The sequence below is a fragment of the Comamonas humi genome, assembly GCF_054782535.1.
Window position 1 is genome coordinate 24,980 of record NZ_BAAGSH010000008.1, and the last position, 25,411, is coordinate 50,390.

General features: G+C 64.1%; 19 protein-coding genes, 1 other RNA gene and 1 pseudogene. 7 read left to right on the forward strand and 14 right to left on the reverse strand.

From position 1 onward, the window contains the following. Positions 1 to 8: 8 nt before the first annotated feature. The 3 genes from ACYVKR_RS10000 to ACYVKR_RS10010 all read right to left on the reverse strand — a co-directional run bounded on the left by ACYVKR_RS10000 (position 9) and on the right by ACYVKR_RS10010 (position 4,361). The gene (locus tag ACYVKR_RS10000; RefSeq protein ID WP_460480723.1) at positions 9 to 1,910 is read right to left on the reverse strand and encodes a potassium transporter Kup; all 1,902 of its coding nucleotides are present in this window, start codon (positions 1,908 to 1,910) and stop codon (positions 9 to 11) included. A 181-nt stretch (positions 1,911 to 2,091) separates the two neighbouring features. Further along, positions 2,092 to 2,805 carry a response regulator transcription factor KdpE gene (locus ACYVKR_RS10005; RefSeq protein ID WP_460480724.1) on the reverse strand — a complete coding sequence of 238 codons (714 nt, stop codon included), beginning with the start codon at positions 2,803 to 2,805 and terminating at the stop codon, positions 2,092 to 2,094. Further along, on the reverse strand, positions 2,802 to 4,361 hold the full coding sequence (locus ACYVKR_RS10010; RefSeq protein WP_460480726.1) for an ATP-binding protein: 1,560 nt from the start codon (positions 4,359 to 4,361) through the stop codon (positions 2,802 to 2,804). Before ACYVKR_RS10010 ends, ACYVKR_RS10005 begins: the two co-directional genes overlap by 4 nt. A gap of 305 nt (positions 4,362 to 4,666) precedes the next feature. On the opposite strand from ACYVKR_RS10010, the gene ACYVKR_RS10015 reads away from it, so the two are divergent. After that, the gene (locus ACYVKR_RS10015; RefSeq protein WP_460480727.1) at positions 4,667 to 5,446 is read left to right on the forward strand and encodes an MHYT domain-containing protein; all 780 of its coding nucleotides are present in this window, start codon (positions 4,667 to 4,669) and stop codon (positions 5,444 to 5,446) included. 13 nt (positions 5,447 to 5,459) lie between these two features. Here the strand turns inward: ACYVKR_RS10015 and lapB are convergent, their stop codons facing one another. From lapB to gyrA, 9 genes are all read right to left on the reverse strand, one after another. After that, entirely contained in the window at positions 5,460 to 6,623 is a 1,164-nt protein-coding gene (gene lapB / locus ACYVKR_RS10020) for a lipopolysaccharide assembly protein LapB (RefSeq protein WP_460480728.1), read from the reverse strand. After that, the gene (locus tag ACYVKR_RS10025) at positions 6,613 to 6,918 is read right to left on the reverse strand and encodes a LapA family protein (RefSeq protein ID WP_460480729.1); all 306 of its coding nucleotides are present in this window, start codon (positions 6,916 to 6,918) and stop codon (positions 6,613 to 6,615) included. Before ACYVKR_RS10025 ends, lapB begins: the two co-directional genes overlap by 11 nt. A 112-nt stretch (positions 6,919 to 7,030) precedes the next feature. Next, positions 7,031 to 7,342, reverse strand: coding sequence for an HU family DNA-binding protein (locus ACYVKR_RS10030; RefSeq protein ID WP_460480730.1), 312 nt, complete (start codon positions 7,340 to 7,342; stop codon positions 7,031 to 7,033). Positions 7,343 to 7,448: 106 nt separating this feature from the next. Continuing rightward, positions 7,449 to 9,134 (reverse strand): 30S ribosomal protein S1, encoded by a 1,686-nt coding sequence (rpsA, locus tag ACYVKR_RS10035; protein ID WP_460480731.1) that lies wholly within the window; start codon positions 9,132 to 9,134, stop codon positions 7,449 to 7,451. A 176-nt stretch (positions 9,135 to 9,310) separates the two neighbouring features. Then, positions 9,311 to 11,374, reverse strand: coding sequence for a bifunctional 3-phosphoshikimate 1-carboxyvinyltransferase/cytidylate kinase (locus ACYVKR_RS10040; protein ID WP_460480732.1), 2,064 nt, complete (start codon positions 11,372 to 11,374; stop codon positions 9,311 to 9,313). An 80-nt stretch (positions 11,375 to 11,454) separates the two neighbouring features. Beyond that, on the reverse strand, positions 11,455 to 12,348 hold the full coding sequence (locus tag ACYVKR_RS10045) for a prephenate dehydrogenase (protein ID WP_460480733.1): 894 nt from the start codon (positions 12,346 to 12,348) through the stop codon (positions 11,455 to 11,457). 3 nt (positions 12,349 to 12,351) lie between these two features. Further along, the gene (gene pheA, locus ACYVKR_RS10050) at positions 12,352 to 13,467 is read right to left on the reverse strand and encodes a bifunctional chorismate mutase/prephenate dehydratase (protein ID WP_460480734.1); all 1,116 of its coding nucleotides are present in this window, start codon (positions 13,465 to 13,467) and stop codon (positions 12,352 to 12,354) included. Positions 13,468 to 13,584: 117 nt separating this feature from the next. Next, positions 13,585 to 14,691, reverse strand: a complete 1,107-nt coding sequence (serC, locus tag ACYVKR_RS10055; RefSeq protein ID WP_460480735.1) for a 3-phosphoserine/phosphohydroxythreonine transaminase — start codon at positions 14,689 to 14,691, stop codon at positions 13,585 to 13,587. Positions 14,692 to 14,762: 71 nt separating this feature from the next. Continuing rightward, complete coding sequence (gyrA, locus tag ACYVKR_RS10060) at positions 14,763 to 17,429, reverse strand: DNA gyrase subunit A (RefSeq protein WP_460480736.1); 2,667 nt, start codon at positions 17,427 to 17,429, stop codon at positions 14,763 to 14,765. 229 nt (positions 17,430 to 17,658) lie between these two features. Here gyrA and ompA point away from each other — a divergent pair, with 229 nt between their 5' ends. The 6 genes from ompA (at position 17,659) to ACYVKR_RS10090 (ending at position 23,997) form a co-directional block, all read left to right on the forward strand. Then, positions 17,659 to 18,312, forward strand: a complete 654-nt coding sequence (gene ompA / locus ACYVKR_RS10065) for an OmpA family protein (protein ID WP_460480737.1) — start codon at positions 17,659 to 17,661, stop codon at positions 18,310 to 18,312. An 89-nt stretch (positions 18,313 to 18,401) separates the two neighbouring features. Next, positions 18,402 to 19,115, forward strand: coding sequence for a bifunctional 2-polyprenyl-6-hydroxyphenol methylase/3-demethylubiquinol 3-O-methyltransferase UbiG (gene ubiG / locus ACYVKR_RS10070; protein WP_460480738.1), 714 nt, complete (start codon positions 18,402 to 18,404; stop codon positions 19,113 to 19,115). 15 nt (positions 19,116 to 19,130) lie between these two features. Next, entirely contained in the window at positions 19,131 to 19,796 is a 666-nt protein-coding gene (locus ACYVKR_RS10075; protein WP_460480740.1) for an HAD-IA family hydrolase, read from the forward strand. Positions 19,797 to 19,808: 12 nt separating this feature from the next. Beyond that, positions 19,809 to 20,186, forward strand: a transfer-messenger RNA (tmRNA) gene (gene ssrA / locus ACYVKR_RS10080). Positions 20,187 to 20,403: 217 nt separating this feature from the next. Next, complete coding sequence (locus ACYVKR_RS10085) at positions 20,404 to 21,630, forward strand: tyrosine-type recombinase/integrase (RefSeq protein WP_460480741.1); 1,227 nt, start codon at positions 20,404 to 20,406, stop codon at positions 21,628 to 21,630. 663 nt (positions 21,631 to 22,293) lie between these two features. Further along, entirely contained in the window at positions 22,294 to 23,997 is a 1,704-nt protein-coding gene (locus ACYVKR_RS10090; protein ID WP_460480743.1) for a retron Ec67 family RNA-directed DNA polymerase/endonuclease, read from the forward strand. Between the two features lie 113 nt (positions 23,998 to 24,110). Here ACYVKR_RS10090 and ACYVKR_RS10095 read toward each other — a convergent pair. Together ACYVKR_RS10095 and ACYVKR_RS10100 are read right to left on the reverse strand one after the other, a co-directional pair. Beyond that, positions 24,111 to 24,304, reverse strand: a pseudogene (locus ACYVKR_RS10095) (transposase); the annotation flags it as partial. Positions 24,305 to 24,463: 159 nt separating this feature from the next. Further along, positions 24,464 to 25,402 (reverse strand): hypothetical protein, encoded by a 939-nt coding sequence (locus ACYVKR_RS10100; protein WP_460480744.1) that lies wholly within the window; start codon positions 25,400 to 25,402, stop codon positions 24,464 to 24,466. Positions 25,403 to 25,411 lie beyond the last annotated feature (9 nt).

Consider the following 25,411-nt stretch of genomic DNA (forward strand, 5'->3'; position numbering starts at 1 on the left):
GATTTGGTTCAAATCTGCACCCGCGTGCCCAGCTCGACCACCGCGTTGTCGGGCAGGCGGAAGAACTCCACCACGCCGCCGGCATTGCGGCTCATGGCGGCGAACAGCCGCTCGCGCCAGCTGGCCATGCCCGAGCCGGGCGTGGGCACCACGGTTTCGCGGCTGACGAAGAAGCTGGTCTCGAAGGTGGGGATTTTCAGCCCATGCGAAGCCGTCAGCTCCAGCGCCTTGGGCACGTCGGGCACGTTCATGAAGCCATAGTGCACCGTCACTTGCCAGAAGCAGTGCGTCAGCGGCTGCACCTCGATGCGCTCGGCCATCGGCACCCAGGGCACGTCGTGGAAGCGCACGGTCAGCACCACGTTGCGCTCGTGCAGCACCTGGTTGTGCTTGAGGTTGTGCAGCAGCGCCTGCGGCGCGGTGGACGGGTCGGCCGCAAGGTAGACCGCGGTGCGCGTGCTGCGCGGCAGGCTGCGCGGGTCCAGGCTTTCGATGAAGGGCGCCAGCTCCAGGCCATCGCGGTGGATGCCATCAAGCAACAGCTGGCGGCCGCGCGCCCAGGTGCTCATGCCGGTGAACAGCAGCCCGCCCAGCACCAGCGGGAACCAGCCGCCGTCGAAGAACTTGACGGCGCAGCCCGCCACCAGCAGCGCGTCGACGGCCAGGAAGAAGGCCGTGGCCCCGAGCGCCACCGGCAGCGGCAGGCTCCAGGCGCTGCGCACCACGAAGAAGGTGAGGATGGTGGTGATCGCCATCGTCAGCGTGACCGCGATGCCGTAGGCCGAGGCCAGCGCCGACGAGCTGCCGAAGTGCAGCACGGCCGCGATCACCGCCGCCAGCAGCAGCCAGTTGACCGAGGGGATGTAGATCTGGCCGGCCTCGCGCGCCGAGGTGTAGTGGATGGTCATGCGCGGCAGAAAGCCCAGCTGCATGGCCTGCTTGGTCATCGAGTAGGCGCCCGAGATCACGGCCTGCGACGCGATGATGGCCGCCAGCGTGGCCAGCAGCAGCGCGGGGATCAGCCAGGACTCGGGGAACAGGCGGTAGAACGGGTTCTCGATGGCCTGCGGCTCGCCCATCAGCAGCGCGCCCTGGCCCATATAGTTGAGCGCCAGCGCGGGCAGCACCAGGGTGGTCCAGGCCAGTTGGATGGGGCGGCGGCCGAAGTGGCCCATGTCGGCATACAGGGCCTCGGCGCCGGTCAGCGCGAGCACGATGGCGCCCAGCGTGGCCAGCAGCTTCCAGCCGCGCGCGGCGATGAAGTCCCAGGCATGCAGCGGGTTCAGCGCCGCCAGGATGGCCGGGTGCTGCGCGATGTGCCACAGCCCCACGCAGCCCAGCACCACGAACCACAGCACGATCACCGGCCCGAAGAAGCGGCCCACGAGGTGCGTGCCGAACTGCTGCACCATGAACAGCCCCACCAGCACGACCACGGTGATCGGCAGCACCAGGCTTTCGAGCCCCGGCGTGATGATCTGCAGGCCCTCGACCGCGCCCAGCACCGAGATCGCCGGCGTGATGACGCTGTCGCCATAGAACAGGCTGGCGCCGAACACGCCGAGCAGCAGCAGCGCGCGCCGCAGCCGCGGGCTGCCCTTGACCGCGGCCGCCGCCAGCGCGGTCAGCGCCAGGCCGCCGCCTTCGCCGTGGTTGTCGGCGCGCAGGATCAGGATCACGTACTTGAGCGTGACGACGAGCATCAGCGCCCAGAAGATGGTGGAGATGGCGCCGATCAGGTTGGCCTCGTTCAGCACCACGCCGGTGTGGGGCGCGAAGATTTCCTTGACGGTGTACAGCGGGCTGGTGCCGATGTCGCCATACACCACGCCGATGGCGCCCAGCGTCAGCGCGCCCAGGCCCTGCTTGCCGAGGTGGCCGCCGCCTTCGTGCTGGTGGTTGTTGTTCATGTGCGGGTACGCAAAGTGGTCCAGCCCGCAGTATCGGCACGCGCGTATCAGGAAAGCATATGGATGCCAGGATGGCAAAAAACATAGCGGCTAGCGCTCTATTTCATTGGGTTGCAGATATTTTTGTATCTGTAAGCCAGATATGGCGAGCGCGAGAAGCTATGTTTTTAGAAGCGTGCGTTCAGCGCTCTTCCGCCAGCCGGTAGCCCACGCCGGTCTCGGTGAGCAGCAGCTGCGGATCGGCCGGCTCGGCCTCGAGCTTGGCGCGCAGCTGCGCCATGTACAGGCGCAGGTAGTGGGTGTCGGCCGTGTGTCCGGGCCCCCAGACCTCGGACAGCAGCTGCCGGTGGGTGACCACGCGCCCGGCGTTGCGCACCAGCACGGCCAGCAGCCCGAACTCGTTGGGCGTGAGGTGCACGGGCTGGCCGTCGCGCGCCACCGCGCGGCGCGCCAGATCGACCTCGACGCCGTGGCCGCTGAAGCGCGTGAGCGCCGATTCGACGCGCCGGCCGCGGTGGCGCAGCGCCACGCGCATGCGCGCCAGCAGCTCGCCGGCGCTGAAGGGCTTGACTAGGTAGTCGTCGGCGCCGGCGTCGAGCAGCGCGATCTTCTGGCCGTCGTCGTGCCGGGCCGAGACGATCAGCACCGGGCAGGCCGACTGGCGGCGCACCGTGGCCAGGAAGTCGCTGCCCTCGCCGTCGGGCAGGCCCAGGTCAAGCACCACCAGGTCGAAGGCGCGCAGCTCCTGGCCGGCGGCCTGCGCATGGCTGAACTGGATGGCCGCATCGGCCAGGCTGGCGGCCGATGCCACCTCATAGCCCTCCACGCGCATCACCTCGCGCAAGGTGGCGCGCAGCTCGGGGTCGTCCTCGACCAGCAGCACGCGCAGGCTCATGGCGACTCCTCCGGCTCCATCGCCGGAGGCTCGGCGACGGGCATGCACAGCCCCACGCAGCAGCCGCCCCGGCGGCGGTTGCGGATGGCGAGCTGCGTGCCATGTGCGCGGGCCACGGCATCGCACAGCGCCAGGCCCAGGCCCGCGCCGCGCGTGCCCAGGGGCTGGCCGCCGCCGCGCTCGAAGGCCGCCAGCAATCGAGCCTGCTCGGGCTCGGCGATGCCCGGCCCTCGGTCGCAGACCGCCAGCCACACTTGGCCATGGCGGCTGCGGCCCACGATGTCGATGGCCGCATGGGCGCCGGCATGCTTGAGCGCGTTGTCGATCAGGTTCTCCAGCAACTGCACCATCAGCACCGCGTCGCACTGCACCAGCGGCAGCCGCGCGCCGAGCCGGGCGCGCACGCGGCGCTCGGGGTCACGGGCGCGCACCCGGCGCAGCACCGCGCCCACCAGTTCCTCCAGCGACTCCCAGTCGCGGTGCAGGCTGGCTGCGCCGCCGTCGAGCCGGGCGAGCTGCAGCGCGTTGTCGGTCAGGCGGCTGAGCTGCGTGGCCTCGTCGACGATGGTGGCCGCCAGGCGCTGGCGCTGCGGCGGCGTGAGCCGCTCGTCCTGCTGGCACAGTGACGAGGCCGCGCCCAGGATGCTGGCCAGCGGCGTGCGGTAGTCGTGCGACACTGCCGCCAGCATGGTGTTGCGGAAGGCGTGCACCTGCGCCGCCTGCTGCGCGGCCTGCGCGGCGGCGGCGGCATGCAACTGCTCCACCGCCTGCCCCGCCAGGTCGCACATGGCCTGGGCATGGCGCCGCTGGGCCGTGTCGTGCAGCAGGGCGGGCGGCGGCTGCAGCAGTACCGCGCCCTGCACGGCGCGCATGCCGTGCGCCGGCAGGTACCAGCCGGGCTGGTTGTCGTACACCTGCGTGCCGGGGCCCATGGGCTGGTCCTGCCTGCAACACAGCGCGAGGCCGCTGGCCTCGTCGTCGCTGGGTGCGCCAAACGGCTGCCAGGCGCCGGGCTCGGCAGATGCCGCGCGGAACACGGCCTTGGCCGCGTCCGTGGCCTGGCACGAGGCCGACAGCGCCGCGTCCAGCGCGCCATGCACGGCCGCCGGGGTCTGCGCCACGCGCAGCGCCTCGGACAGCGCATACAGCTCCTGCACGCGCTGGGCGTGCCGCTCGCTGGCCGTGGCGAGCCGGCGCTGGCGCGCCATCATCAGCGTGACGCCGCCGCTCACGGTCAGCATGGAGCAAAGGAACAGCAGGTCGCGCGGCAGCGACACCTGCAGCGTGCCCCGCGGCGAGATGAACCACCAGTTGAAGGCCACGACCGTGGCGGCGCTGGCGGCCACGGCCATCCACGATGGCCACCACAGGCCGGCCATGGCCACGGCCAGCACCAGCGGCAGCGCCTGGCTGCCCTGGTCGGCATGCCCCTCGAGCGCAAAGGCCACGGCCCAGCCCAGCAGCCAGACCACGCCGCCCATGGCCAGGCCTCCCGGCAACGGGCCTGCCGCCATCCTGGGGGCACGCGGGGTCTGGGTCTGGTGGGGAGAGGGCATGGCGGCATTGTTACCGCAGCCGGCGGGCCGATGCATATATCTGTGAATAACTAAAAGATATAGATTTAATGGATATTAAAAATGCCTGCATCCAAAGAAAAATGGCAAAAATCTTCAAGGCAAGAGATTTTTTCAATGAAAGGTAGTTTGCAATTTGTGAATATTCGTGCAATTCCGTTTTAAATTCATTACATTTGGTGACTATAAGAAATCGGGATCTGCAGGGAGGGGCGGATGCTGCCATCAGCCGACATTCGGTCGGAGCAGATCTTTGTCAACCAGTTTTTGCACAAGGAGCTGTCCACATGAATGAAACGATTCAAGCGGGTGAATTGGCCCAGACCTCGTACCGCCTGGGGCTGGTGGTCATGTCCTATGGCATCTCGGTGCTCGGCGCCTTCGTGGCGCTGACGGCCGCGCAGCGCATCCGGGGCCGCAAGGGCGGCATCAGCTGGCTGAACCTGCTGGCGGCAGGCACGGCGCTGGGCGGCATCGGCGTGTGGTCCATGCACTTCACGGGCATGCTGGCGCTGAACCTGGGCATGGCTTCGGGCTACTCCATGGTCGAAACACTGGTGTCGCTGGTGGCGGCGATCGGCGCCACGTCGGCGGCGCTGGCCTATGTGGCGGCGCGCCCGCAAAGCAGCGTGCGCCTGCTGAGCGCGGGCTGCGTGCTCGGCCTGGGCGTGGCCTTCATGCATTACCTGGGCATGTACGGCATGCGCTTTCCGGGCTACATCGTCTGGTCCATGGAGATCGTGGGGCTGTCCATCCTGATCGCGATGTTCGCGGCCAGCGCGGCGCTGTGGCTGGCCTTCCGCACCAGCTCGGTATCGCTGCGGGCCGTGGCGGCGGCGGTGATGGGGCTCGCCGTCTGCTCCATGCACTACACCGGCATGGCGGCGGCCGACTTCATCTGCACCACGGTGGCCAAGCGCTTTGCCACGCCCCAGGGCTTCGCGGTGATCAGCTCGATGGACCTGCCCGTGTTCACCGCCATCGTGGCCATCGGCCTCGCGGCGCTGATCGGCAACGACCAGCTGATCCAGCGCGACCAGGCGCTGCGGCGCCTGCAGGGCGGCTGATCCCGCCCCGGCTTTACAGCTCTTCCACGCGGCGTGGCGGGTAGCTGTCCCAGGTCTGGCAGCCCGGGCATTGCCAGAAATGCTGCCGGGCCTCGAAGCCGCAGGCCGCGCAGCGGTAGCGGGTGAGCGGCTTGGTGGCATTGTCCAGCGCGCGTTGCACTGCGGCGTGGTACTGCTGGTGCTCCAGCTTCTCGCCTTCCAACCAGCGGCTGGCCGCCACCAGCGAGGGCTCGTGCTGCAGGTGTTGCACGTAGCGCTCGCGCCCCTGCGGGCCGGTGCCGCCGGCCGGGGCTTCTTCATCCAGGCTCACCAGGCATTGCAGCACATCCAGCGACGGCGCCTGCAGGTAGTTGGCTTCGAGCAGCTGGCGCACCTCGGCCTGGCGCTGGGTGGCGCGGCCGAGCTCGGTCATCAGCTGCGCCACCAGGGCCACCGAGGCCGGCGAGGCCTGGGCGAGCACCACCAGGGTGTCGAGCGCGGCCGAAGGCTGGCCTTGCTTCTGCTGCAGGCGCGCGAGCTCGATGTGCGGCCGCGGTGCCTCGGGGGCGGTGGCGAGGGCCTGGTCGAGCAGCTCGCGCGTGGCATCGAGCTGGCCGTTGGCCTGCTGCTGCAGCGCTTGCTCGCACAGGTAGTGGGCGATGCGCACGTTGTACTCGCCCTGGCCCTGCTGCTGCATCTGGCGCGCGATGGCCGCGGCCTGCGGCCAATCGTGGGCACGCTCGTAGATGGCCAGGCGCGACAGCCGGGCCTCGTTCTCGAAGGCCGTGTCATCGAGCTTGGCCAGCGCGTCCTCGGCCCGGTCGAGCAGGCCGGCCTTCAGGAAGTCCAGCGCCAGCGCGTGCTGGGCGCGGTCGCGCTCTTCCTTGGAGATGTCGGCGCGCGACAGCAGGTGCTCGTGCACGCGCACGGCGCGGTTGTACTCGCCGCGGCGGCGAAACAGGTTGCCCAGTGCGAAGTGCAGCTCGGCGGTGTCCGGATCGTTCTGCACGGCTTCTATGAAGGCGTCGATGGCCTTGTCCTGCTGCTCGTTGAGCAGGAAGTTCAGGCCTTTGAAATAGGCCTTGGGGGCGCTCTTGTTCTCGCGGCGCATCTGGCGCAGGTCGAAGCGCGATGCCAGCCAGCCGAGGACGAAGGCCGCCGGCAGGCCCAGCAGGATCCAGGTCAGGTCAAATTCCATGGAAGCTCGATTCGATCTTGGCGGCAGGGGTGGCCTCGGCGGCGGCCGGGGCGGGCTCGGCGGGCACCGGGGCGGGGCGCAGCGCGGCCTTGCGGTGCTTCCACCAGCGCGGCACCATGCCGACGACGCCGACCACCACGCCGGCGCTGAAGGCCACCAGCACCACCAGCACCAGCGGCGCGCTCCATTGCGTGCCGAAGAAGAAGTGCACCACCACGTCGCGCTGGTTGTTCAGCGCGAACGCGAAGAGGGTAAAAAAAATGGCTGCCTTCAGCAGCCACAGCAGGTATTTCATACGAGGCCCCGTGTGGATCAGGCGATTCTACGGTGTCGCCGATGGGGCCGGGGTGTTTGTTTTTGCTATTTATCTAATAGCTGTCCGCGCTTGTATGGCGGGCTCTATAGACTTAATCCTTCTGCAGGCTGGTCGGGTCGATGGGCGCTGCATCGACGGCTTCGCGCAGGGCCTTGCCGGGCTTGAAGTGGGTCACGCGCTTGGCGGGAATGTGCACCGATTCGCCGGAGCGCGGATTGCGGCCCAGGCGCGGCTGGCGGTGGGTGATCGTGAAGCTGCCGAAGCCGCGGATCTCGATGCGCTGGCCACGGACCAGCGAGTCCTCGATGGCGTCCAGGATCGTTTTGACGGCCTGCTCCGCGTCCCGCTGGGTCAGCTGGTGGAAACGGGCGGCAAGCTCTTCGATGAGATCGGATCGGGTCATGCGGATGGCAGTGTAGCGGTATCAGAAAACAGATGGGCGCCGCGAAGGCGCCCATCTGGATCAAGGAGCCGTCCCGTGCAGCACGGGACGGGCGCCAGGCGCTGGATTACTTGTCGGAGTTGTCCAGCTTGGCGCGCAGCAGTGCGCCCAGGCTCGTCGTGCCGGCGTTTTCACGGGCGGATTGCGCGGACAGCGAGGCCATGGCCTGGTGCTGGTCTGCGGAGTCCTTGGCACGGATCGACAGCTGGATGCTGCGGTTCTTGCGGTCGACGTTGGTCACCACGGCGGTGACTTCGTCGCCTTCCTTCAGCACGGAACGGGCGTCTTCCACGCGGTCCTGCGAGATCTCGGAAGCGCGCAGGTAACCGGTGACGTCGTCGCCCAGGTCGATTTCAGCGCCGCGCGCGTCCACCGACTTGACCTTGCCGGTCACGATCTGGCCCTTGTCGTTCACGGTCGAGAAGGTGGTGAAGGCATCGCTGTCGAGCTGCTTGATGCCCAGCGAGATGCGCTCGCGGTCCACGTCCACGGCCAGCACGATGGCTTCCACTTCCTGGCCCTTCTTGTAGTTGCGAACGGCAGCTTCGCCAGCTTCGTTCCACGACAGGTCGGACAGGTGCACCAGGCCGTCGATGCCCGAGGCCAGGCCCACGAACACGCCGAAGTCGGTGATCGACTTGATCGGGCCCTTCACGCGGTCGCCGCGCTTGGTGTTCTGAGCGAACTCTTGCCAGGGGTTGGCCTTGCACTGCTTCATGCCCAGCGAGATGCGGCGCTTGTCTTCGTCGATCTCGAGGACCATGACTTCGACTTCGTCACCCAGCGACACGATCTTGGAAGGTGCCACGTTCTTGTTGGTCCAGTCCATTTCGGAGACGTGCACCAGGCCTTCGATACCGGGTTCCAGCTCGACGAACGCGCCGTAGTCGGCAATGTTCGTGACCTTGCCGAACAGGCGGGTGTTGGCCGGGTAGCGGCGCGAAACGCCCATCCACGGATCGTCGCCCATCTGCTTCAGACCCAGCGAGACGCGGTTCTTCTCGGTGTCGAACTTGAGGATCTTGGCGGTGATTTCCTGGCCAGCCTGCACCACCTCGGACGGGTGACGCACGCGGCGCCATGCCATGTCGGTGATGTGCAGCAGGCCGTCGATGCCGCCCAGGTCCACGAACGCACCGTATTCGGTGATGTTCTTGACCACGCCGTTGACGATGGAGCCTTCCTTCAGGGTTTCCATCAGCTTGGCGCGCTCTTCGCCCATCGAGGCTTCCACCACGGCGCGGCGGCTCAGCACCACGTTGTTGCGCTTGCGGTCGAGCTTGATGACCTTGAATTCCAGGGTCTTGTTCTCGTAGGGGGTCAGGTCCTTGACCGGACGGGTGTCGATCAGCGAACCGGGCAGGAAGGCGCGGATGCCGTTGACCAGGACCGTGAGGCCGCCCTTGACCTTGCCGGAGGTCGTGCCGGTCACGAATTCGCCCGATTCCAGGGCCTTTTCGAGAGCCAGCCACGAAGCCAGGCGCTTGGCGGTGTCGCGCGACAGGATGGTGTCGCCGTAGCCGTTTTCGATCGAGCCGATGGCGACCGACACGAAGTCGCCCACCTGGACTTCGATTTCGCCCTGGTCGTTCTTGAATTCGTCGATCGGCACATAGGCTTCGGACTTGAGGCCAGCGTTCACGACGACGAAGTTGTGCTCAACGCGCACGACTTCAGCGGTGATGACCTCGCCGGGGCGCATTTCGGTGCGTTGCAGCGATTCTTCAAACAGGGCGGCAAAAGATTCAGACATGTGGTTCCTTAGACGCATGCAGGTTTCCGACAGCACCATTGCTATCGTTTCTATGGCTGTATGCGCAGGTAGTTTGCGGAAGGTTCCGCGGGTTAAGGTTGCAAAGCCCTGCTGCCCATGACCGCCAGATGCCGTCAGTGGAAGGCCGCAGGGGCCGTTTTCAACCTTTTGCCTCCTCAGGCAAAAGGCTGTCGCTGTGCCCACCAGTCCAGCACCTGGTCCACGGCCTCGTTGACCGAAAGATCGGAGTTGTCCAGCAGCACGGCATCCTGCGCGGCATGAAGTGGGGCGGTGCTGCGCTGCATGTCGCGCGCATCCCGCGCTTCCAAGTCAGCGCGAAGGTCGGATATTTTAGCCGACATTCCTTTTTCGATCAACTGCTTATGGCGTCTTTCGGCACGTTTTTCGGCGCTGGCCGTCAAATACACCTTCAGCGGGGCCAGCGGGAAGATCACCGTGCCCATGTCGCGGCCGTCGGCCACCAGCCCCGGCAGGCGGCGGAAATCGTGCTGCGACTGCACCAGCGCCTGGCGCACCGCGGGCAGGGCCGAAACCAGCGAGGCGTTCATGCCGGCCTCTTCGGTGCGGATGGCCAGGCTCACGTCCTCGCCGTCGAGCAGCACGCCCTGCTGCGGCGTGAAGCGGATGTCGAGCTGGGCGATCAGCGCGGCGATCTGGGCCGCATGCTCGGCGTTGATGGGGATGCCAGCGCGCGAGGCCGCCAGGCCGGCGATGCGGTACAGCGCGCCGGAGTCGAGCAGGTGGTAGCCGAGGCGCTCGGCCACGGCCGCCGCCAGCGTGCCCTTGCCCGAGGCGGTGGGGCCGTCGATGCACAGCACCGGCACGCTGCCGGGCACCGGGCGGACCACCGAGAACAGCGCCTCGAAATAGTCCGGGAAGGTCTTGGCCACGCACTTGGGGTCTTCGATGCGCACCGGCAGGCCGGCGGGGTTGAAGGTGGCGAGCGAGAAGCACATGGCCACGCGGTGATCGTCGTAGGTGTGGATGCTGGCGGGCTTCCAGGCCTCGACATTCACGGGCGGTGTCACGCGCAGGTAGTCGGCGCCTTCCTCGACGGTGGCGCCGAGCTTGCGCAGCTCGATGGCCATGGCGGCGAGGCGGTCGGTCTCCTTGACGCGCCAGCTGGCGATGTTGCGCAGCGTGGTCGTGCCCTGGGCATACAAGGCCATCACGGCCAGGGTCATCGCGGCGTCGGGGATGTGGTTGCAGTCCAGGTCGATGGCCTTGAGGGGCCAGGCGCCACGCCGCACTTCGAGCCAGTTGGGGCCGCTGGTGACGTGCGCGCCCATGGCTTCGGCGGCCTCGATGAAGCGGATGTCGCCCTGAATGGAGTCGGCGCCCACGCCCAGGATCTTCACCGGCTCGGCCACCGCGCCGTGGCCGTCCTTGGTGGACTTGCCGGCGGCTATCGCGCCCAGCGCGATGAAGTAGCTGGCCGACGAGGCATCGGCCTCGACGTGGATGGTGCCGGGCGACTGGTAGTGGCTGCCGGCGGGGATGACGAAGCGCTGCCAGCCCTCGTTGGCGACGACGATGCCGAAGCGCTTGAGCAGCTCCAGCGTGATGTGGATGTAGGGCCGCGAGATCAGCTCGCCGACGACCTCGATGCTCACGTCCTGCTGGCGGGCCACCAGCGGCAGCGCCATCAGCAGCGCGGTGAGGAATTGGCTGGAGACATCGCCGCGAACGCGGATCGGCGCCTGCAGCTGCAGCTGCGAGGCCGGCGTGGGGTGGATGGCCAGCGGCGGGTAGCCGGCATTGCCGAGGTAGTCGATGCGGCAGCCGAGCTGCAGCAGCGCGTCCACCAGGTCGCCGATGGGGCGCTCGTGCATGCGCGGCACGCCGCTCATCTCGAACTCGCCGCCCAGCAGCGCCAGCGCAGCCGTCAGCGGGCGCATCGCGGTGCCGGCATTGCCCAGGAAGAGCTTGGTCACCCGCGTGGCCATGCCCGGCGCGAGCTGGCCGGCGATGCCGGTGATGTGGTAGCTGTTGAGGTGGGCCGGGTCGGTGCTGCGCACCACGGCGCAGCCGAGCTGGCGCAGCGCCTCGAGCATGACCTGGGTGTCGTCGGAGTCGAGCAGGTCGTGGATGGTGGTGGTGCCGCGGCTCAGCGCCGCCAGCAGCAGCACGCGGTTGGAGATGCTCTTGGAGCCGGGCAGCTGCACCTCGCCATGGGCGCTTTGCAGGGCGGGAAGGTCGAGGAAAGCGGTGGCGTACATGGCGGGGCGGATGAACGGTTTTGGTAAAAATGGCCGCCAGCGCTTATGGAATAAGCGCGAGCAGCTATCGTTTTCGATAATCAGGCGGCCTTGCCGCCTTCGGGTGCATAGATTTTGCCCACATGCCACTGCGAGCGCGCGTCGCGGGCCTGGTTGATCAGGCCTTCGATGCGCTGCGGCTGCTCGGACAGCAGCGCGGCCTCGTACTGGCCCAGCATGTGCTGCAGCTGGTGGATCTGCTTGAGCACCTCGCTGCGGTTGGCCAGGAAGATGTCGCGCCACATGGTGGTGTCGGCGGCGGCGATGCGGGTGAAGTCGCGAAAGCCCGGCCCGGCCAGCGACAGCATGCGGTGGCCGTCGGGCTGGCTGACGATGGAGTTCATGTAGGCCATGGCGACGAGGTGCGGCGCATGGCTGCTGGCGGCCAGCGCCGAGTCATGCGCCTCGGGCGACATGCTGGTCACGTGGCTGCCGAGCGCGCGCCACAGCGACTCGGCCGCGCGCAGCTGCGCCACCTGGGTCAGCTCGGTGGGCGTGAGCACCACCTGCTGGCCGTTGTACAGGCCGGCCTCGGCGTATTCCACGCCCGAGACTTCCTTGCCGGCGATGGGGTGGGCCGGCACGAAGCAGCCGAAGCGCTGGCGCAGCCCGGCGCGCGCCGCCTGCACCACGTCCTGCTTGGTCGAGCCCACGTCCATGATGAGGGTGTCGGGGCGCACCAGGTCCTTGATGGAGCGCAGCGTGGCCTCGGTGGCGGCGACGGGAATCGCCAGCAGCACCAGGTCGGCGCCCGAGACCGCGACCATGGCCGAGCCGGCCTCCTCGTCGATCACGCCCAGGCGCAGGGCCTTGGCGGTGGTGGAGGGCGACTTGCTGTAGCCGACCACGCGCTTGACCAGGCCGGCCTGCTTCATCGCGAGCGCGAACGAGCCGCCCATCAGGCCGCACCCGATCAGAGCCAGTTGTTCAAACACGGTTCAGCCTCCGACCGGATAGGCGCCCAGCATCTTGTAGAAGGCGGCGAGCTGCTGCAGCTCTTCGAGCGCCTTGGCCACGTGGGGCTGCGAGGGGTGGCCGTCCAGGTCGATGTAGAAGTAGTACTCCCACTGGCCGGTGCGCGCGGGGCGCGACTCGAAGCGCGTCATCGACACGCCGTGGCGCTTGAGCGGCACCAGCAGGTCGTGCACCGCGCCGGGGCGGTTGGGCACCGAGATGATGAGGCTGGTGCAGTCCTTGCCGGTGGCCTCGGGCATGGGCAGCGTGTGCGGCAGGCAGATGACGGCGAAGCGCGTGCGGTTGTAGGCGTCGTCCTGGATCGCATGGGCCACGATGTGCAGGCCGAACTGCTGCGCCGCGCGCTCGCTGGCCAGGCCCGCGATCTCGGGGTGCAGTGCGGCCAGGCGGGCGCCTTCGGCGTTGCTCGACACCGGGCGGCGCTCGGCGTGCGGCAGGTGTTTGGTCAGCCAGGTCTGGCACTGGGCCAGGGCCTGCGGGTGCGCGGCGACGACGGTGATGCCGTCGAGCGAATTGCTCTGGCGCAGCAGGTTGTGGCGGATCAGCATGCTGACCTCGCCCACCACGTGGCAGGGCGTGTGCAGCAGCATGTCGAGCGAGCGGGTGACCACGCCTTCGTTCGAGTTCTCGACGCCCACGACGCCGAACTGGGCGCTGCCCGCGGCCGTGGCGTGGAAGACCTCGTCGAAGTTGGCGCAGTACATCAGGTCGGCCGCACCGCCGAAGTACTGGATGGCCGCTTCTTCGCAGAAGGTGCCCTGCGGGCCGAGCACGGCCACGCGCTGGGGCGATTCCAGCGCCAGGCAGGCCGACATGATCTCGCGCCAGATGGCCGAGACATGGGCGCCCTTGAGCGGGCCGGGGTTGGCGTGCTGGATCTTGTCGATGACCTGGGCCACGCGGTCGGGGCGGAAGAACGGCGTGCCTTCGGCCTTCTTCAGCTCGCCGACCTGCTCGGCCACGCGGGCGCGCTCGTTGAGCAGCAGGAGCAGCTGGTGGTCCAGCGAGTCGATCTGCACGCGCAGGTCGGCCAGCTCGGGGCTGGCCACGGGGGTGATGCTTGGGGTTTTGTCTGCCATGGTTTTGATAGCTGCTGTCGCTTGCGGTAGCTCGTTTCTGATATGAAAACTATCTGAAATGCTTGTGAATCAAGCGCAAGCAGCTCATTTTTGTGTAGTGCTGCGGATCGGGGTGCTTCAGGCGGCGCTGCGCTCGAAGTCCCTCAGGTAGTCCACCAGCGCCTGCACGCCGGCCAGGGGCATCGCGTTGTAGATGCTCGCGCGCATGCCGCCCACGGACTTGTGGCCCTTGAGTTGCAGCAGGCCGCGCGCCTTGGCGCCGGCCAGGAAGGCGTCGTTGCGGGATTCGTCCTTCAGGAAGAAGGGCACGTTCATGCGCGAGCGGCTGTCCAGCGCCACGCGGTTCTCGTAGAACGCGGACTGGTCGATGGCGCCGTACAGCAGCTCGGCCTTGGCGCGGTTGCGCGCCTCAAGCGCGGCCACGCCTTCGAGCGCGCCTTCGCGCTGGCGCAGGATCCACTCGAAGGTCAGGCCCGCGATGTAGATGCCCCAGGTCGGCGGCGTGTTGTACATCGACTGGTTGGCGGCCACGGTCTGGTAGTTGAAGGCGCTGGGGCAGATGTCGAGCGCGCGGCCGAGCAGGTCGTCGCGCACCACCACCAGCGTCAGGCCGGCGGGGCCCAGGTTCTTCTGCGCGCCGCCGAAGGCCACGCCCACGCGGCTCCAGTCCACCGTGCGCGAGGCCACATGCGACGAGAAATCGATCACCAGCGGCGCCTGGCTGCCCAGCGCCCGCAGGTCGGGCAGGGTCTGGAACTCGATGCCGTGGATGGTCTCGTTGCTGCAGATGTGCAGGTACTCGGCCTGGGGGTTGAGCTTCCAGCCGGCCGCATCGGGGATGCGGGTGAAGCCGCTGTCCTCGGCCGAGGCGGCCACCGCAGCCTGCGCGTACTTGCCGGCTTCCTTCAGCGACTTCTGGCTCCAGCTGCCGGTGAGCACGAAGTCCACCGCGCCGCCGCGCGACAGGTTCAGCGGCACGATGGCGTTCTCGGCCAGGCCGCCGCCCTGCATGAACAGTATGTGGAACTGCTCGGGCACGGCCAGCAACTGGCGGAAATCGGCCTCGGCCTTCTCGCAGATGGAAATGAACTCCTTGCCGCGGTGGCTCATCTCCATCACGCTCATGCCGCTGCCGTGCCAGTCCAGCATCTCGCTGGCGGCTTGCTGGAGAACCTCTTCCGGAATCGCGGCCGGACCTGCCGAGAAGTTATAGGGGCGATGCATGGTGCTGTGAATGGTGTGGAGGTCCAGCACCGGCGGAGCCGGCGCTGAGGTGGGTTGCAGGAGGCTGGGCTTTATTCCTCGGAGGCCTGGCCTTCGGGTGCTGCGGTGTCGGGGGCATCGGTGGCGCCTTCGCCGGCCTCGCCCTCGGCCGCGTTGGCGTCGTTCTCGACGATGCGCTGCAGGCCGCCGAGCTTGGCGCCCGCGTCCAGGCTGATCAGCGTCACGCCCTGCGTGGCGCGGCCGAGTTCGCGGATCTCCGCGACGCGGGTGCGCACCAGCACGCCGGTGTCGGTGATGAGCATGATCTCGTCATCGGCATGCACCAGCGTGGCGGCGACGACCTTGCCGTTGCGCTCGCTCTGCTGGATGGCGATCATGCCCTTGGTGCCGCGGCCGTGGCGCGTGTACTCGACGATGCTCGTGCGCTTGCCGTAGCCGTTCTCGGTGGCGGTGAGCACGCTCTGGGTCTCGTCCTCGGCCACCAGCATGGCGATCACGCTCTGGCCTTCTTCCAAGTTCATGCCGCGCACGCCGCGCGCATTGCGGCCCATGGGGCGCACGTCGTTCTCGTCGAAGCGCACGGCCTTGCCGCCGTCGCTGAACAGCATCACGTCGTGCTTGCCGTCGGTCAGCGCCGCGCCGATCAGGTAGTCGCCTTCATCGAGGCCCACGGCGATGATGCCGGCCTTGCGCGGGTTGCTGAACTCATCGAGCGCCGTCTTCTTCACCGTGCCCATGCTGGTAGCCATGAACACATAGTGGTCGGCCGGGAAGCTGCGGTACTCGCCGGTCAGCGGCAGCACCACGTTGATCTTTTCGCCCTCGGCCAGCGGGAACATGTTGACGATGGGCCGGCCGCGCGAGCCGCGCGAGCCCGCGGGCACTTCCCAGACCTTGAGCCAGTACAGCCGGCCCTTGTTCGAGAAGCACAGCAGGTAGTCGTGCGTGTTGGCGATGAAGAGCTGGTCGATCCAGTCGTCTTCCTTGGTGGCCGTGGCCTGCTTGCCGCGGCCGCCGCGCTTTTGCGAGCGGTACTCGGACAGCGGCTGGCTCTTGATGTAACCGGTGTGGCTGAGCGTGACCACCATGTCGGTGGGCGTGATCAGGTCTTCGGTGGACAGGTCCTGCGCGCTGTACTCGACCTCGCTGCGGCGTGCGCCCAGCTTGGTCTGGCCGAACTCGGTCTTGATGGCGTTCAGTTCCTCGCCAATGATGATGGACACGCGCGCCGGCTTGGCCAGGATGTCGAGCAGGTCCTCGATCACGGCCATCACGTCCTTGTACTCGGCGACGATCTTGTCCTGCTCCAGGCCCGTCAGGCGCTGCAGGCGCATCTGCAGAATCTCTTGCGCCTGCGTCTCCGACAGGCGGTACAGGCCGTCCTGGCCCAGGCCGAATTCGGCCTCCAGCCCTTCGGGGCGGTAGTCGTCGGCATTCACCACGCCGCCATCCTCGCGGGTGCGGGTCAGCATCTCGCGTACCAGCGTACTGTCCCAGGGGCGGGCCATCAGCTCGGACTTGGCCACCGGCGGCGTGGGCGCGTTGCGGATGATGGCGATGAAGTCGTCGATGTTGGCCAGCGCCACGGCCAGGCCTTCCAGCACATGGCCGCGGTCGCGCGCCTTGCGCAGCTCGAACACCGTGCGGCGGGTCACCACCTCGCGGCGGTGCTGCAAGAACACCTGGATCAGGTCTTTCAGATTGCACAGGCGCGGCTGGCCATCGATCAGCGCCACCATGTTCACGCCGAAGGTGTCCTGCAGCTGCGTCTGCTTGTACAGGTTGTTCAGCACCACCTCGGGCACTTCGCCGCGCTTGAGTTCGATCACCAGGCGCATGCCCGATTTGTCGGACTCGTCCTGGATGTGGCTGATGCCCTCGAGCTTCTTCTCGTGCACCAGCTCGGCCATGCGCTCCTGCAGCGTCTTCTTGTTGACCTGGTAGGGCAGCTCGTCGACGATGATGGCCTGGCGTTGGCCGCGGTCGATGTCCTCGAAGTGGCACTTGGCGCGCATGATCACCTTGCCGCGGCCGGTGCGGTAGCCGTCCTTCACGCCGTTGATGCCGTAGATGATGCCGGCGGTCGGGAAGTCGGGCGCGGGCACGATCTCCATCAGATCGTCCACCGTCGCCTCGGGGTGCGCCAGCAGGTGCAGGCAGGCGTCCACCACCTCGTTCAGGTTGTGCGGCGGGATGTTGGTGGCCATGCCCACGGCAATGCCGGCCGAGCCGTTGACCAGCAGGTTGGGCAGCCGCGACGGCAGCACCAGCGGCTCCTGCTCGCTGCCGTCATAGTTGGGGCCGAAGTCCACCGTCTCCTTATCTATATCAGCCAGCATCTCGTGGGCGATCTTGGACAGGCGGATTTCCGTGTAGCGCATCGCGGCTGCGTTGTCACCGTCCACCGAGCCGAAGTTGCCCTGGCCGTCGACCAGCATGTGGCGCAGCGAGAAATCCTGCGCCATGCGCACGATGGTGTCGTACACCGCGCTGTCGCCGTGCGGGTGGTACTTACCGATCACGTCGCCGACGATACGCGCCGATTTCTTGTAGGGGCGGTTCCAGTCGTTGTTCAGCTCGTGCATCGCATAAAGAACCCGCCGATGCACCGGCTTCAGGCCATCGCGAGCGTCAGGCAGCGCGCGGCCGACGATCACGCTCATCGCGTAGTCGAGATAGCTGCGGCGCATTTCCTCTTCGAGGCTGATAGGGAGGGTTTCTTTTGCAAACTGGGTCATATGGTCTGTGCCGATGGACGGGAAGTCGGGAGGCATTTTAGGCGCTTCCCGTTGTTGCATCACGGCAACATTCTAGGCGTGTTGCGCTTTTGTCTTGCGCCCGGCGCTACAGATAACTCTATTCATCCGGCGCGCCTATGGCACAATCGGTTAGAACGTTTTTGGTGATGGTCACTGACGACGTCTTGATTCGCAGCGCGGCTGCGGCTTTTTCCCCAAGAGGAGAACCATGAAGAAACTGAACAAAGTGGCGATGTTGTTTGCCTCTGCAGCGCTTGCAACCGCCGCTGGCGCACAAATCAAGGCTGCTGACGGCGGCAATACCGTTGACAACTGGCAGAACGGCACTGGCGAACTGGTGTGGAAGAACGGCACGAACGAACTGTGCTGGCGCGATTCCAACTGGACCCCTGCCACCGCTGCTGAAGGTTGCGACGGCGCGCTGCAGAAGGCTGCTCCTGCACCGGCTCCGGCTGCTGCACCGGCACCCGCTCCTGCACCGGCTCCCGCTCCTGCTGCCACCACCCAGAAGGTGACCTACGCTGCCGACGCATTCTTCGACTTCGACAAGTCGGTGCTGAAGCCCGAAGGCAAGGCCAAGCTGGACGACCTGTCCGGCAAGGTCAAGGACATCAACCTGGAAGTCATCATCGCCGTGGGTCACACCGACTCCGTGGGTTCCGATGCTTACAACCAGAAGCTGTCGGTGCGCCGCGCAGAAGCTGTGAAGGCTTACCTGGTGTCCAAGGGTATCGACAAGAACCGCGTGTACACCGAAGGCAAGGGCGAGAAGCAGCCTGTGGCCGACAACAAGACCGCTGCTGGCCGCGCCAAGAACCGCCGCGTGGAAATCGAAGTGGTCGGTACCGCCAAGGCCAAGTAATCGTCTCGGTTACCGCTCTTCAAAAAGCCCCAGCAATGGGGCTTTTTTTATGGCAACTGCGCTTGGGAATTGGTGGACAATCGTCCCCCATGAGCCATACCCTGAATGCCGATCCTGCGGAGCTTGCCAAGTTTTCGGAACTGGCATCCCGCTGGTGGGATCCCGAGAGCGAATTCAAGCCCCTGCACCAGATCAATCCATTGCGCCTGGAGTGGATCAACGGCATCACGCCGTTGGCTGGCCAGCAAGTGCTGGATGTGGGCTGCGGCGGCGGCATCCTGGCCGACTCTATGGCCCGCAAGGGAGCTACGGTGCTGGGTATCGACCTGGCAGACAAGCCCTTGCGTGTGGCACAGCTGCATGCGTTGGAGGCGGGTACGCCGAACATCCGTTACCAGGCCATCAGCGTGGAGGAACTGGCCGATGCGCAGCCGGCGAGCTTCGATACCGTCACTTGCATGGAGATGCTGGAGCATGTGCCCGACCCGGCCTCGGTGGTGCAGGCCTGCGGCCGTCTGGTCAAGCCCGGCGGTTGGGTGTTTCTCTCCACCATCCACCGCAGCGCCAAGGCCTTCATGCTGGCCATCGTGGGGGCCGAGTACGTGCTCAACATGCTGCCACGCGGCACGCACGAGTACGCCAAGATGATCCGCCCCAGTGAACTGGCATCCTACTGCCGCCAGGCGGGTCTCGATATCGAGCATACCAAGGGGCTCGAATACAACCCGCTGACGCGGCGCTACTGGCTCAGCAGCGATACCAGCGTCAACTACCTGATGGCCGTGCGCCGGCCTATTGCCTGACTAGGATCTATTTTGTTGACAAATTCCATCAAGGCGGTGCTGTTCGATCTGGACGGTACCTTGATTGACAGTGCCCCGGACCTGGGCGCCGCCGCCGACCAGATGCGCGTTGCGCGAGGCATGCCATCGCTGCCGCTGGATCTGTACCGGCCTCTGGCAGGCTCTGGGGCTCGCGGCATGCTGAAGGTCGCATTTGGCATGTCGCCGGAAGACGAGGCTTTTCCGGACATGCGGGAAGAGTTCTTCCAGAACTACGAACGGCGCATGACGCAGGCCACGACCATCTTTGACGGTGTGCCAGAGTTGCTGGCCGATCTGGTGAACCGGCAATTGCACTGGGGCGTAGTCACCAACAAATCCAAGCGCTTCACCGAACCCCTGACGCAGCAGATGCCACTGTTCGCCACGGCTGGAGCCATCGTCAGCGGCGATACCACGCCGCACTCCAAGCCCCATCCAGCACCCTTGCTGGAGGCCGCGCGGCGCATCGGCGTGGAGCCGGAGGCTTGCGTCTACGTGGGCGACGATGAACGCGACATGCTGGCTGGCAAAGCGGCTGGCATGCTTACGGTGGCCGCTGTCTATGGCTACCTGGGTGAAAAGCAGTCGGTGACACACTGGCAGGCTGACGCCGTGATCACATCGCCATTCGAGCTCTTGAATCGGCTGAATCTGGCCTAAAATAGCATCCATGGGGCTGTCCCGGTTTCGACGTGGGTTCGGGATTGGTACGGTGCATGCCGAGCTTGAGTGACGCTCGTAAATCTCCATTCAAAAAACTAACTGCAAACGACGAACGTTTCGCACTCGCCGCTTAAATCCGGTGAGCCTTGCAACAGCATGCTGATGGGCTGGGCAAGGGGGTAGCAATACCTCCCGGCTGCAAGGGAATTTACATGAGCTGGCCGCGTATCGGGTACCTTGGTACGTGGCGAGATCCAAGGGTACTGGCCGGCTGTGGAGCGTGCGTCTGCGCGCCATGGCCAGCAAGATCCAAATCAGAACGCTAAGCATGTAGATCTGGCCGACAAAGGCTTACGGACGCGGGTTCAATTCCCGCCAGCTCCACCACCATAACGTCCAAAGGCGTTCGCCAACATCCGGTGAACGCCTTTTTTCTATGGAAAATCAATAGCTTAGTGTCTATTGTCGTCCGGAGAGATTCGCTGACTGCCGAGGTGAGGTGGGGGAACAAATGGGGGAACAGGGCAAAAAATCGTAGAATTTAGGCAGTTGTTCCCCCGTTTTCGAGGGGGAAAGGCCTAAAAGTCCTTGGAGTTGTTCCCCCATGCTGACCGATTTGAAGTGCCGAAACGCTGTTTGTTCCCCCGGTGCCAAGCGAGAACGCCTGGCCGACTCGGGAGGCCTGTACCTAGAGATTTCCCCTGCCGGATCCAAGCGCTGGTTCTGGAAGTACCGATACAACGGGAAAGAGGGGCGAATGGCTCTTGGCAGCTACCCCGCGGTCAGCCTCATGGCAGCGCGCAAGGCCCGGGACGTGGCCAGGTTGCAGAAGTCCACGGGAGTGGATCCGGTCCAGGTTCGCAGGGTCGAGAAGCTCAAGGCCATGAACCCGGAAGGCGACACCTTCAATGTCGTTGCCCTGGAGTGGTTCGGCAAGCAGAAGGCTCAGTGGAGCGACACCCATGCGATTCGTGTATTACGGCAGTTGGAGCGGGATCTGTTCCCCTGGCTGGGTGATCGTCGGCTGGCCGACATCGAACCGGTGGAGTTGCTGGCGACCTTGCGCAAGATCGAGGCGCGTGGGGCCATGGAGACGGCTGACCGTGGCCTGATGGTGGCCCGTCAGGTATGGCGCTATGGGGTGGCCACGGGCAGGGTGGAACGCGACATCACCGGCGACCTGAAGGGGGCGCTGTCACCCTACCGCGGCAAGCACTTTGCGGCCATCACCGATCCTGAAAAGTTGGGAGAGTTGCTGCGTGCCATCCAAGCCTACAGGGGAGGGCTCATTGTGCGTGCCGCGTTGCAGCTCGCGCCGCTTCTATTCCAGCGTCCGGGCGAGCTTCGGGGTGCGGCGTGGGCAGAGGTCGATCTGGATGGGGCTCTCTGGACCATACCTGCCGCCCGGATGAAGCGCGGCAAGGAGGGGAAGGAGTATGGAAATCCGCACCTGGTGCCCTTGTCTACCCAGGCGGTGGCGATACTCCGGGAGTTACATCCGTTGACAGGACGTGGAGCCTTGGTGTTCCCGGGCGAGCGTAACCATGATCGGCCAATTTCAGAGAACTCGGTGCGTACGGCATTGATCACGATGGGCTATACGCCAGAGATCCAGACGTGGCATGGTTTCAGGGCCACGGCGCGCACGATGCTGGCGGAGCGGCTAGAGGTTGATCCCATGGTCATCGAAGCGCAGCTCGCCCATGCCGTGAAGGACGCGAATGGGCGCGCCTACAACCGCACGCAGTATCTGGCCCAGCGGGCGCGGATGATGCAGCAGTGGGCTGACTATCTTGATCAACTTCGGCAAAGCCAGGTTGTCCACTCATAGGTGCATATGTCAGCCCCTCGCAGTTAGGAAGTCCAGAGCTGGTGACCAATGCACTTACGTCGTAACCATCGATCATAAAAGGCTTTGGATAACACTCCTTGAAAGGCGGAGGACGTGCCGGCATTGCCACTCTATGACTGCAGCGGTCAAATCGGCTTCGCGGCGATTGCTACTGCTCGTCCTGGCGCCAAGGCTGGCGGCTACCTAGCGACGGGTTTCGGGTGAGCACCCGACGGCGATCAGCAGTGCGGCCCGGTGACTGCTAGAAGTCCGTCATTGCTCACGAATAGGTATTGCTGACCCATTGCAATCACTAGTGTCCTATAGCTAAATGTCGGCTACGCGAAAACGGGCTCCCGTCGCAGTATCCAGAGCGATTGCAACGCGATCTGCCGTTGCGAACACTCTTTCGCGATATCAAGGGTGTGATGGTAAGACGATCCATTACTGGCACTCAGCAACGCCATGCGCACCTCATGTGTGCTGGCGTTATTTGTGAACGTCAGTTATATTGCCGCTTGGACCGGTCAGCAGACCTTTTGCCGCGCCCATCGCGGTATGTGAAAAAAATGTGCGGGGCTATGCCAACCGTGCTTCCTTACGCTACGTCATCGTGGTATGTCTCTGCGTTGGCGTATGAGTGCTGGCCGGCCCACCTAATCAATGTCGAAGCTCCAACGTCTCAAGTCAACCAGCAGCCTCCACGGTGTTGCTAACCTCCTCGGGCTTAAAGCGGCGCACTTGTCGTACAACCTGTACAAGAAGCCCGATGTGCAGAAATACAGCAAGTTCGAAATACCAAAGCGGTACGGTGGTAAGAGAACAATATGCGCCCCCATTGGGGATTTAAAGCATATCCAAATGCTGCTTGCCGACTTGTTGATGGATTGCCTAAACGAGTTAAATACCAAGTACAATCGTCAGGCTGCCCATGGCTTCATTACGGGTCGTTCGATTATGACCAATGCTCATCAGCATCGCGGTCGATCCTATGTTTTTAACGTAGATCTACAAGATTTTTTCGGCAGCATCAACTTCGGACGTGTGAGAGGCTTCTTCATCGCCGACAAAGATTTTGCGCTACAGCCCGCAGTAGCCACGGTTTTAGCGCAGATTGCGTGTTTCGAGAACGTGTTGCCACAGGGAAGCCCGGCATCTCCAGTTATCTCGAACCTTATCGGCAACGTATTAGATACGCACCTAATAAAGCTTGCACGTAATAATGGTTGCGTCTACACACGCTATGCTGATGACCTGACTTTTAGTACAAATTTACCAAAATTTCCGGAGGAAATTGCGCGCTTAAATGGAGGGGTTTGGACTACTGGTGCAGCTTTGTTAAAAGTTATCAAGAAATCTGGCTTTGCTGTGAATGAAAGCAAGGTACGATTGCAGTTCGAGGATAGTCAGCAAAGCGTGACCGGTCTTGTGGTTAACCACAAAGTCAACACGCCCAGGAGCTATAGGTCTTCGCTAAGAGCGATGGCAAAAAGTCTTTTTAAAACTGGATCTTTCACTCACGACTCTTTTATTAAAGACCCATCAGGGGTGCTGTCCAAGCAGATGGAGCTTGGCACTATATCTCAATTGCAGGGTATGTTCGGGCACGTCAAGCATATTGATGAGTTCAACTTGCATGTGCGAGGTCAAGAAGTACCGTTAGGCCGAGCAAAGCTTTACAGACGATTTTTCCTCTTTAGTCAGTTTTTTTGCTCTCCCGTGCCCGTTATCCTTTGCGAAGGCAAGACCGATAACATTTATCTTTTGCATGCTATCCGATCACGTGCAATTAAATTTCCGGAGCTTGCTTCACTGGGTATCGCCGGGGAGGTAAAGCTAAATATTCGGATTTTTAAGTATGTGGAAAGAAAGGCCGGAAGAACAATTGGGATGAGTGGTGGCGATGGTGAAGTTAGTAAATTTATCGGAATGTATCTCACTGAAGTTTTCAAACATTTCAAAGCGCCTGGTATCTCGCAGCACCCCGTAATCCTAGTCGTGGATCACGACAGCGGGGGCAAAGGTCCCTACGAAACCGCCTCGAAAAAAGTGGGTAGGCCATTGGATATGCTGAAACCTTTCGAGCACGTTGCTGCCAATCTTTATCTGGTGCCCACACCGCTTCCCATTGGAGCGACCTCGTCATGCATAGAGGATTGCTTTCAGCCTGCAACGTTAGCCAAAAAGCTTGGCGGCAAAACCTTCAACTATAAAGCTAAGGCGCTAAAGCCGACAGAGTATGGTAAAGCCTATTTCGCTGAGCACGTTGTACAAGCTGAGGCTGACAAGATTGACTTCAGTGGATTCGATCTGCTTCTTAATAACATCAAGGGTGTTATTGCACACTACGACACATTGCCTAAGTAGTTTTTAATAAACGCTACTTGCTTGCGATATTTGAGATCGAGCGATAGCCCCTTATCGGCGACTATCTCTCAATATGCGTTGAGGCTGAAGCCTTTTCGGCGTGGGCTGTTGTGGCGCTTGCCAATCTTGCCGCTAGTGAAGTTGTGATCGAGGGTGTTGGCCGCCTGAACTTGCTGCCGTCTAGGGCCGCCAGCGCCTAGTTGAATAGTTTGAGCTCTCGGCATAGCATCGCAAAGCGGCGGCACATGTTGCAGATGCCTGTGCCATTGTCGCGACGGAAGTCCGCAATCGTCTTGAAGCCAGGTGCCGACTGGGCTGGACGCGATTGCCGGAAAGAAGCAGATTACCCCGGGCATTGAGCGCGTGCGCGCAACTCTTCGGCACGTGCTTCAAACCGCCACAAATGGAGGCGTTGTGAACGGTGTCGTGGGACCACATCGACCTTGATGGTAGCGCTCGGTGGAAGTTAAATGATCAGGCGGCCGGCGACGGTGAAATCAACGCGACTTCGTTGAGTGTACTGTGCCAATGCGCCGATAGAAGGCTCCAACTCGAATGCCATCTGCCTGATACGCAAACGTCGTAAAGACTGAGCTGAATGGTGTTGTTCCTGGTCGGTGACCTGCGCGACAAACTGAACGATCAGCGCCCACACGCTCCATGAGGAAATTGGCTCGTCGGAGTCCAAGCGGGCGATTGCCGGGCTCTTGCACGTCAGCGAGACGTCGTTATTCTGCCGGATGTCTATGTACCGCAGCCAGGTGTTGACCACATCGCCTTGCGTTTCCTTGATGCTTTTCGAACGCGGATGCAAGAGCCGCAGCACTCCGGTGTCCGTCAGCATATCGCAGCATCGGAGTGCTGCGATATCGCTAGAACCAAGGCCGCCCCAGTAGGCCAGCAACACGGCTAGATGGGCTCTCAGCAGACCTATGTCTGCTTCCTTGTCGAGCGGATTGTGTAGTGCCGCGTAGAGGTTCGGATGGACTTGCTCCTTATCGGCGGAAAAGCCAACCAGTGGCCTTCGAAGGCTCGGGACTTCCGAACTCGCACAGGTGTGCATTCGCCGGGCCTTGGGCGCCCACGACAGCAATCCATCATCCCGCGCCCAACGAAGGAATGCCGCTGAGATCCTGATCGCCTGTTCCACGGATGCTGGGGCAAGCGGCTTCTCCTTACAGCTCATCACATGGGGCCGTGTGCCTCGAACTTCATCGATGTACTCATCCCAGTGAACTTCGTTGAACTCGCTCAGCATCAGTCCGCCATGCTTGGCGGCAAAGAACTGTGCCAATCGGTCTACCTCGCCGCGATAAGCGCGCTCGGTTGATTTACTCAGCGGCACATCTCTCTTGCGAACCCACTCGGTCGCAGCCTCTGCTAACGAAACAACATTCCTTTGCATTTGCAAAGT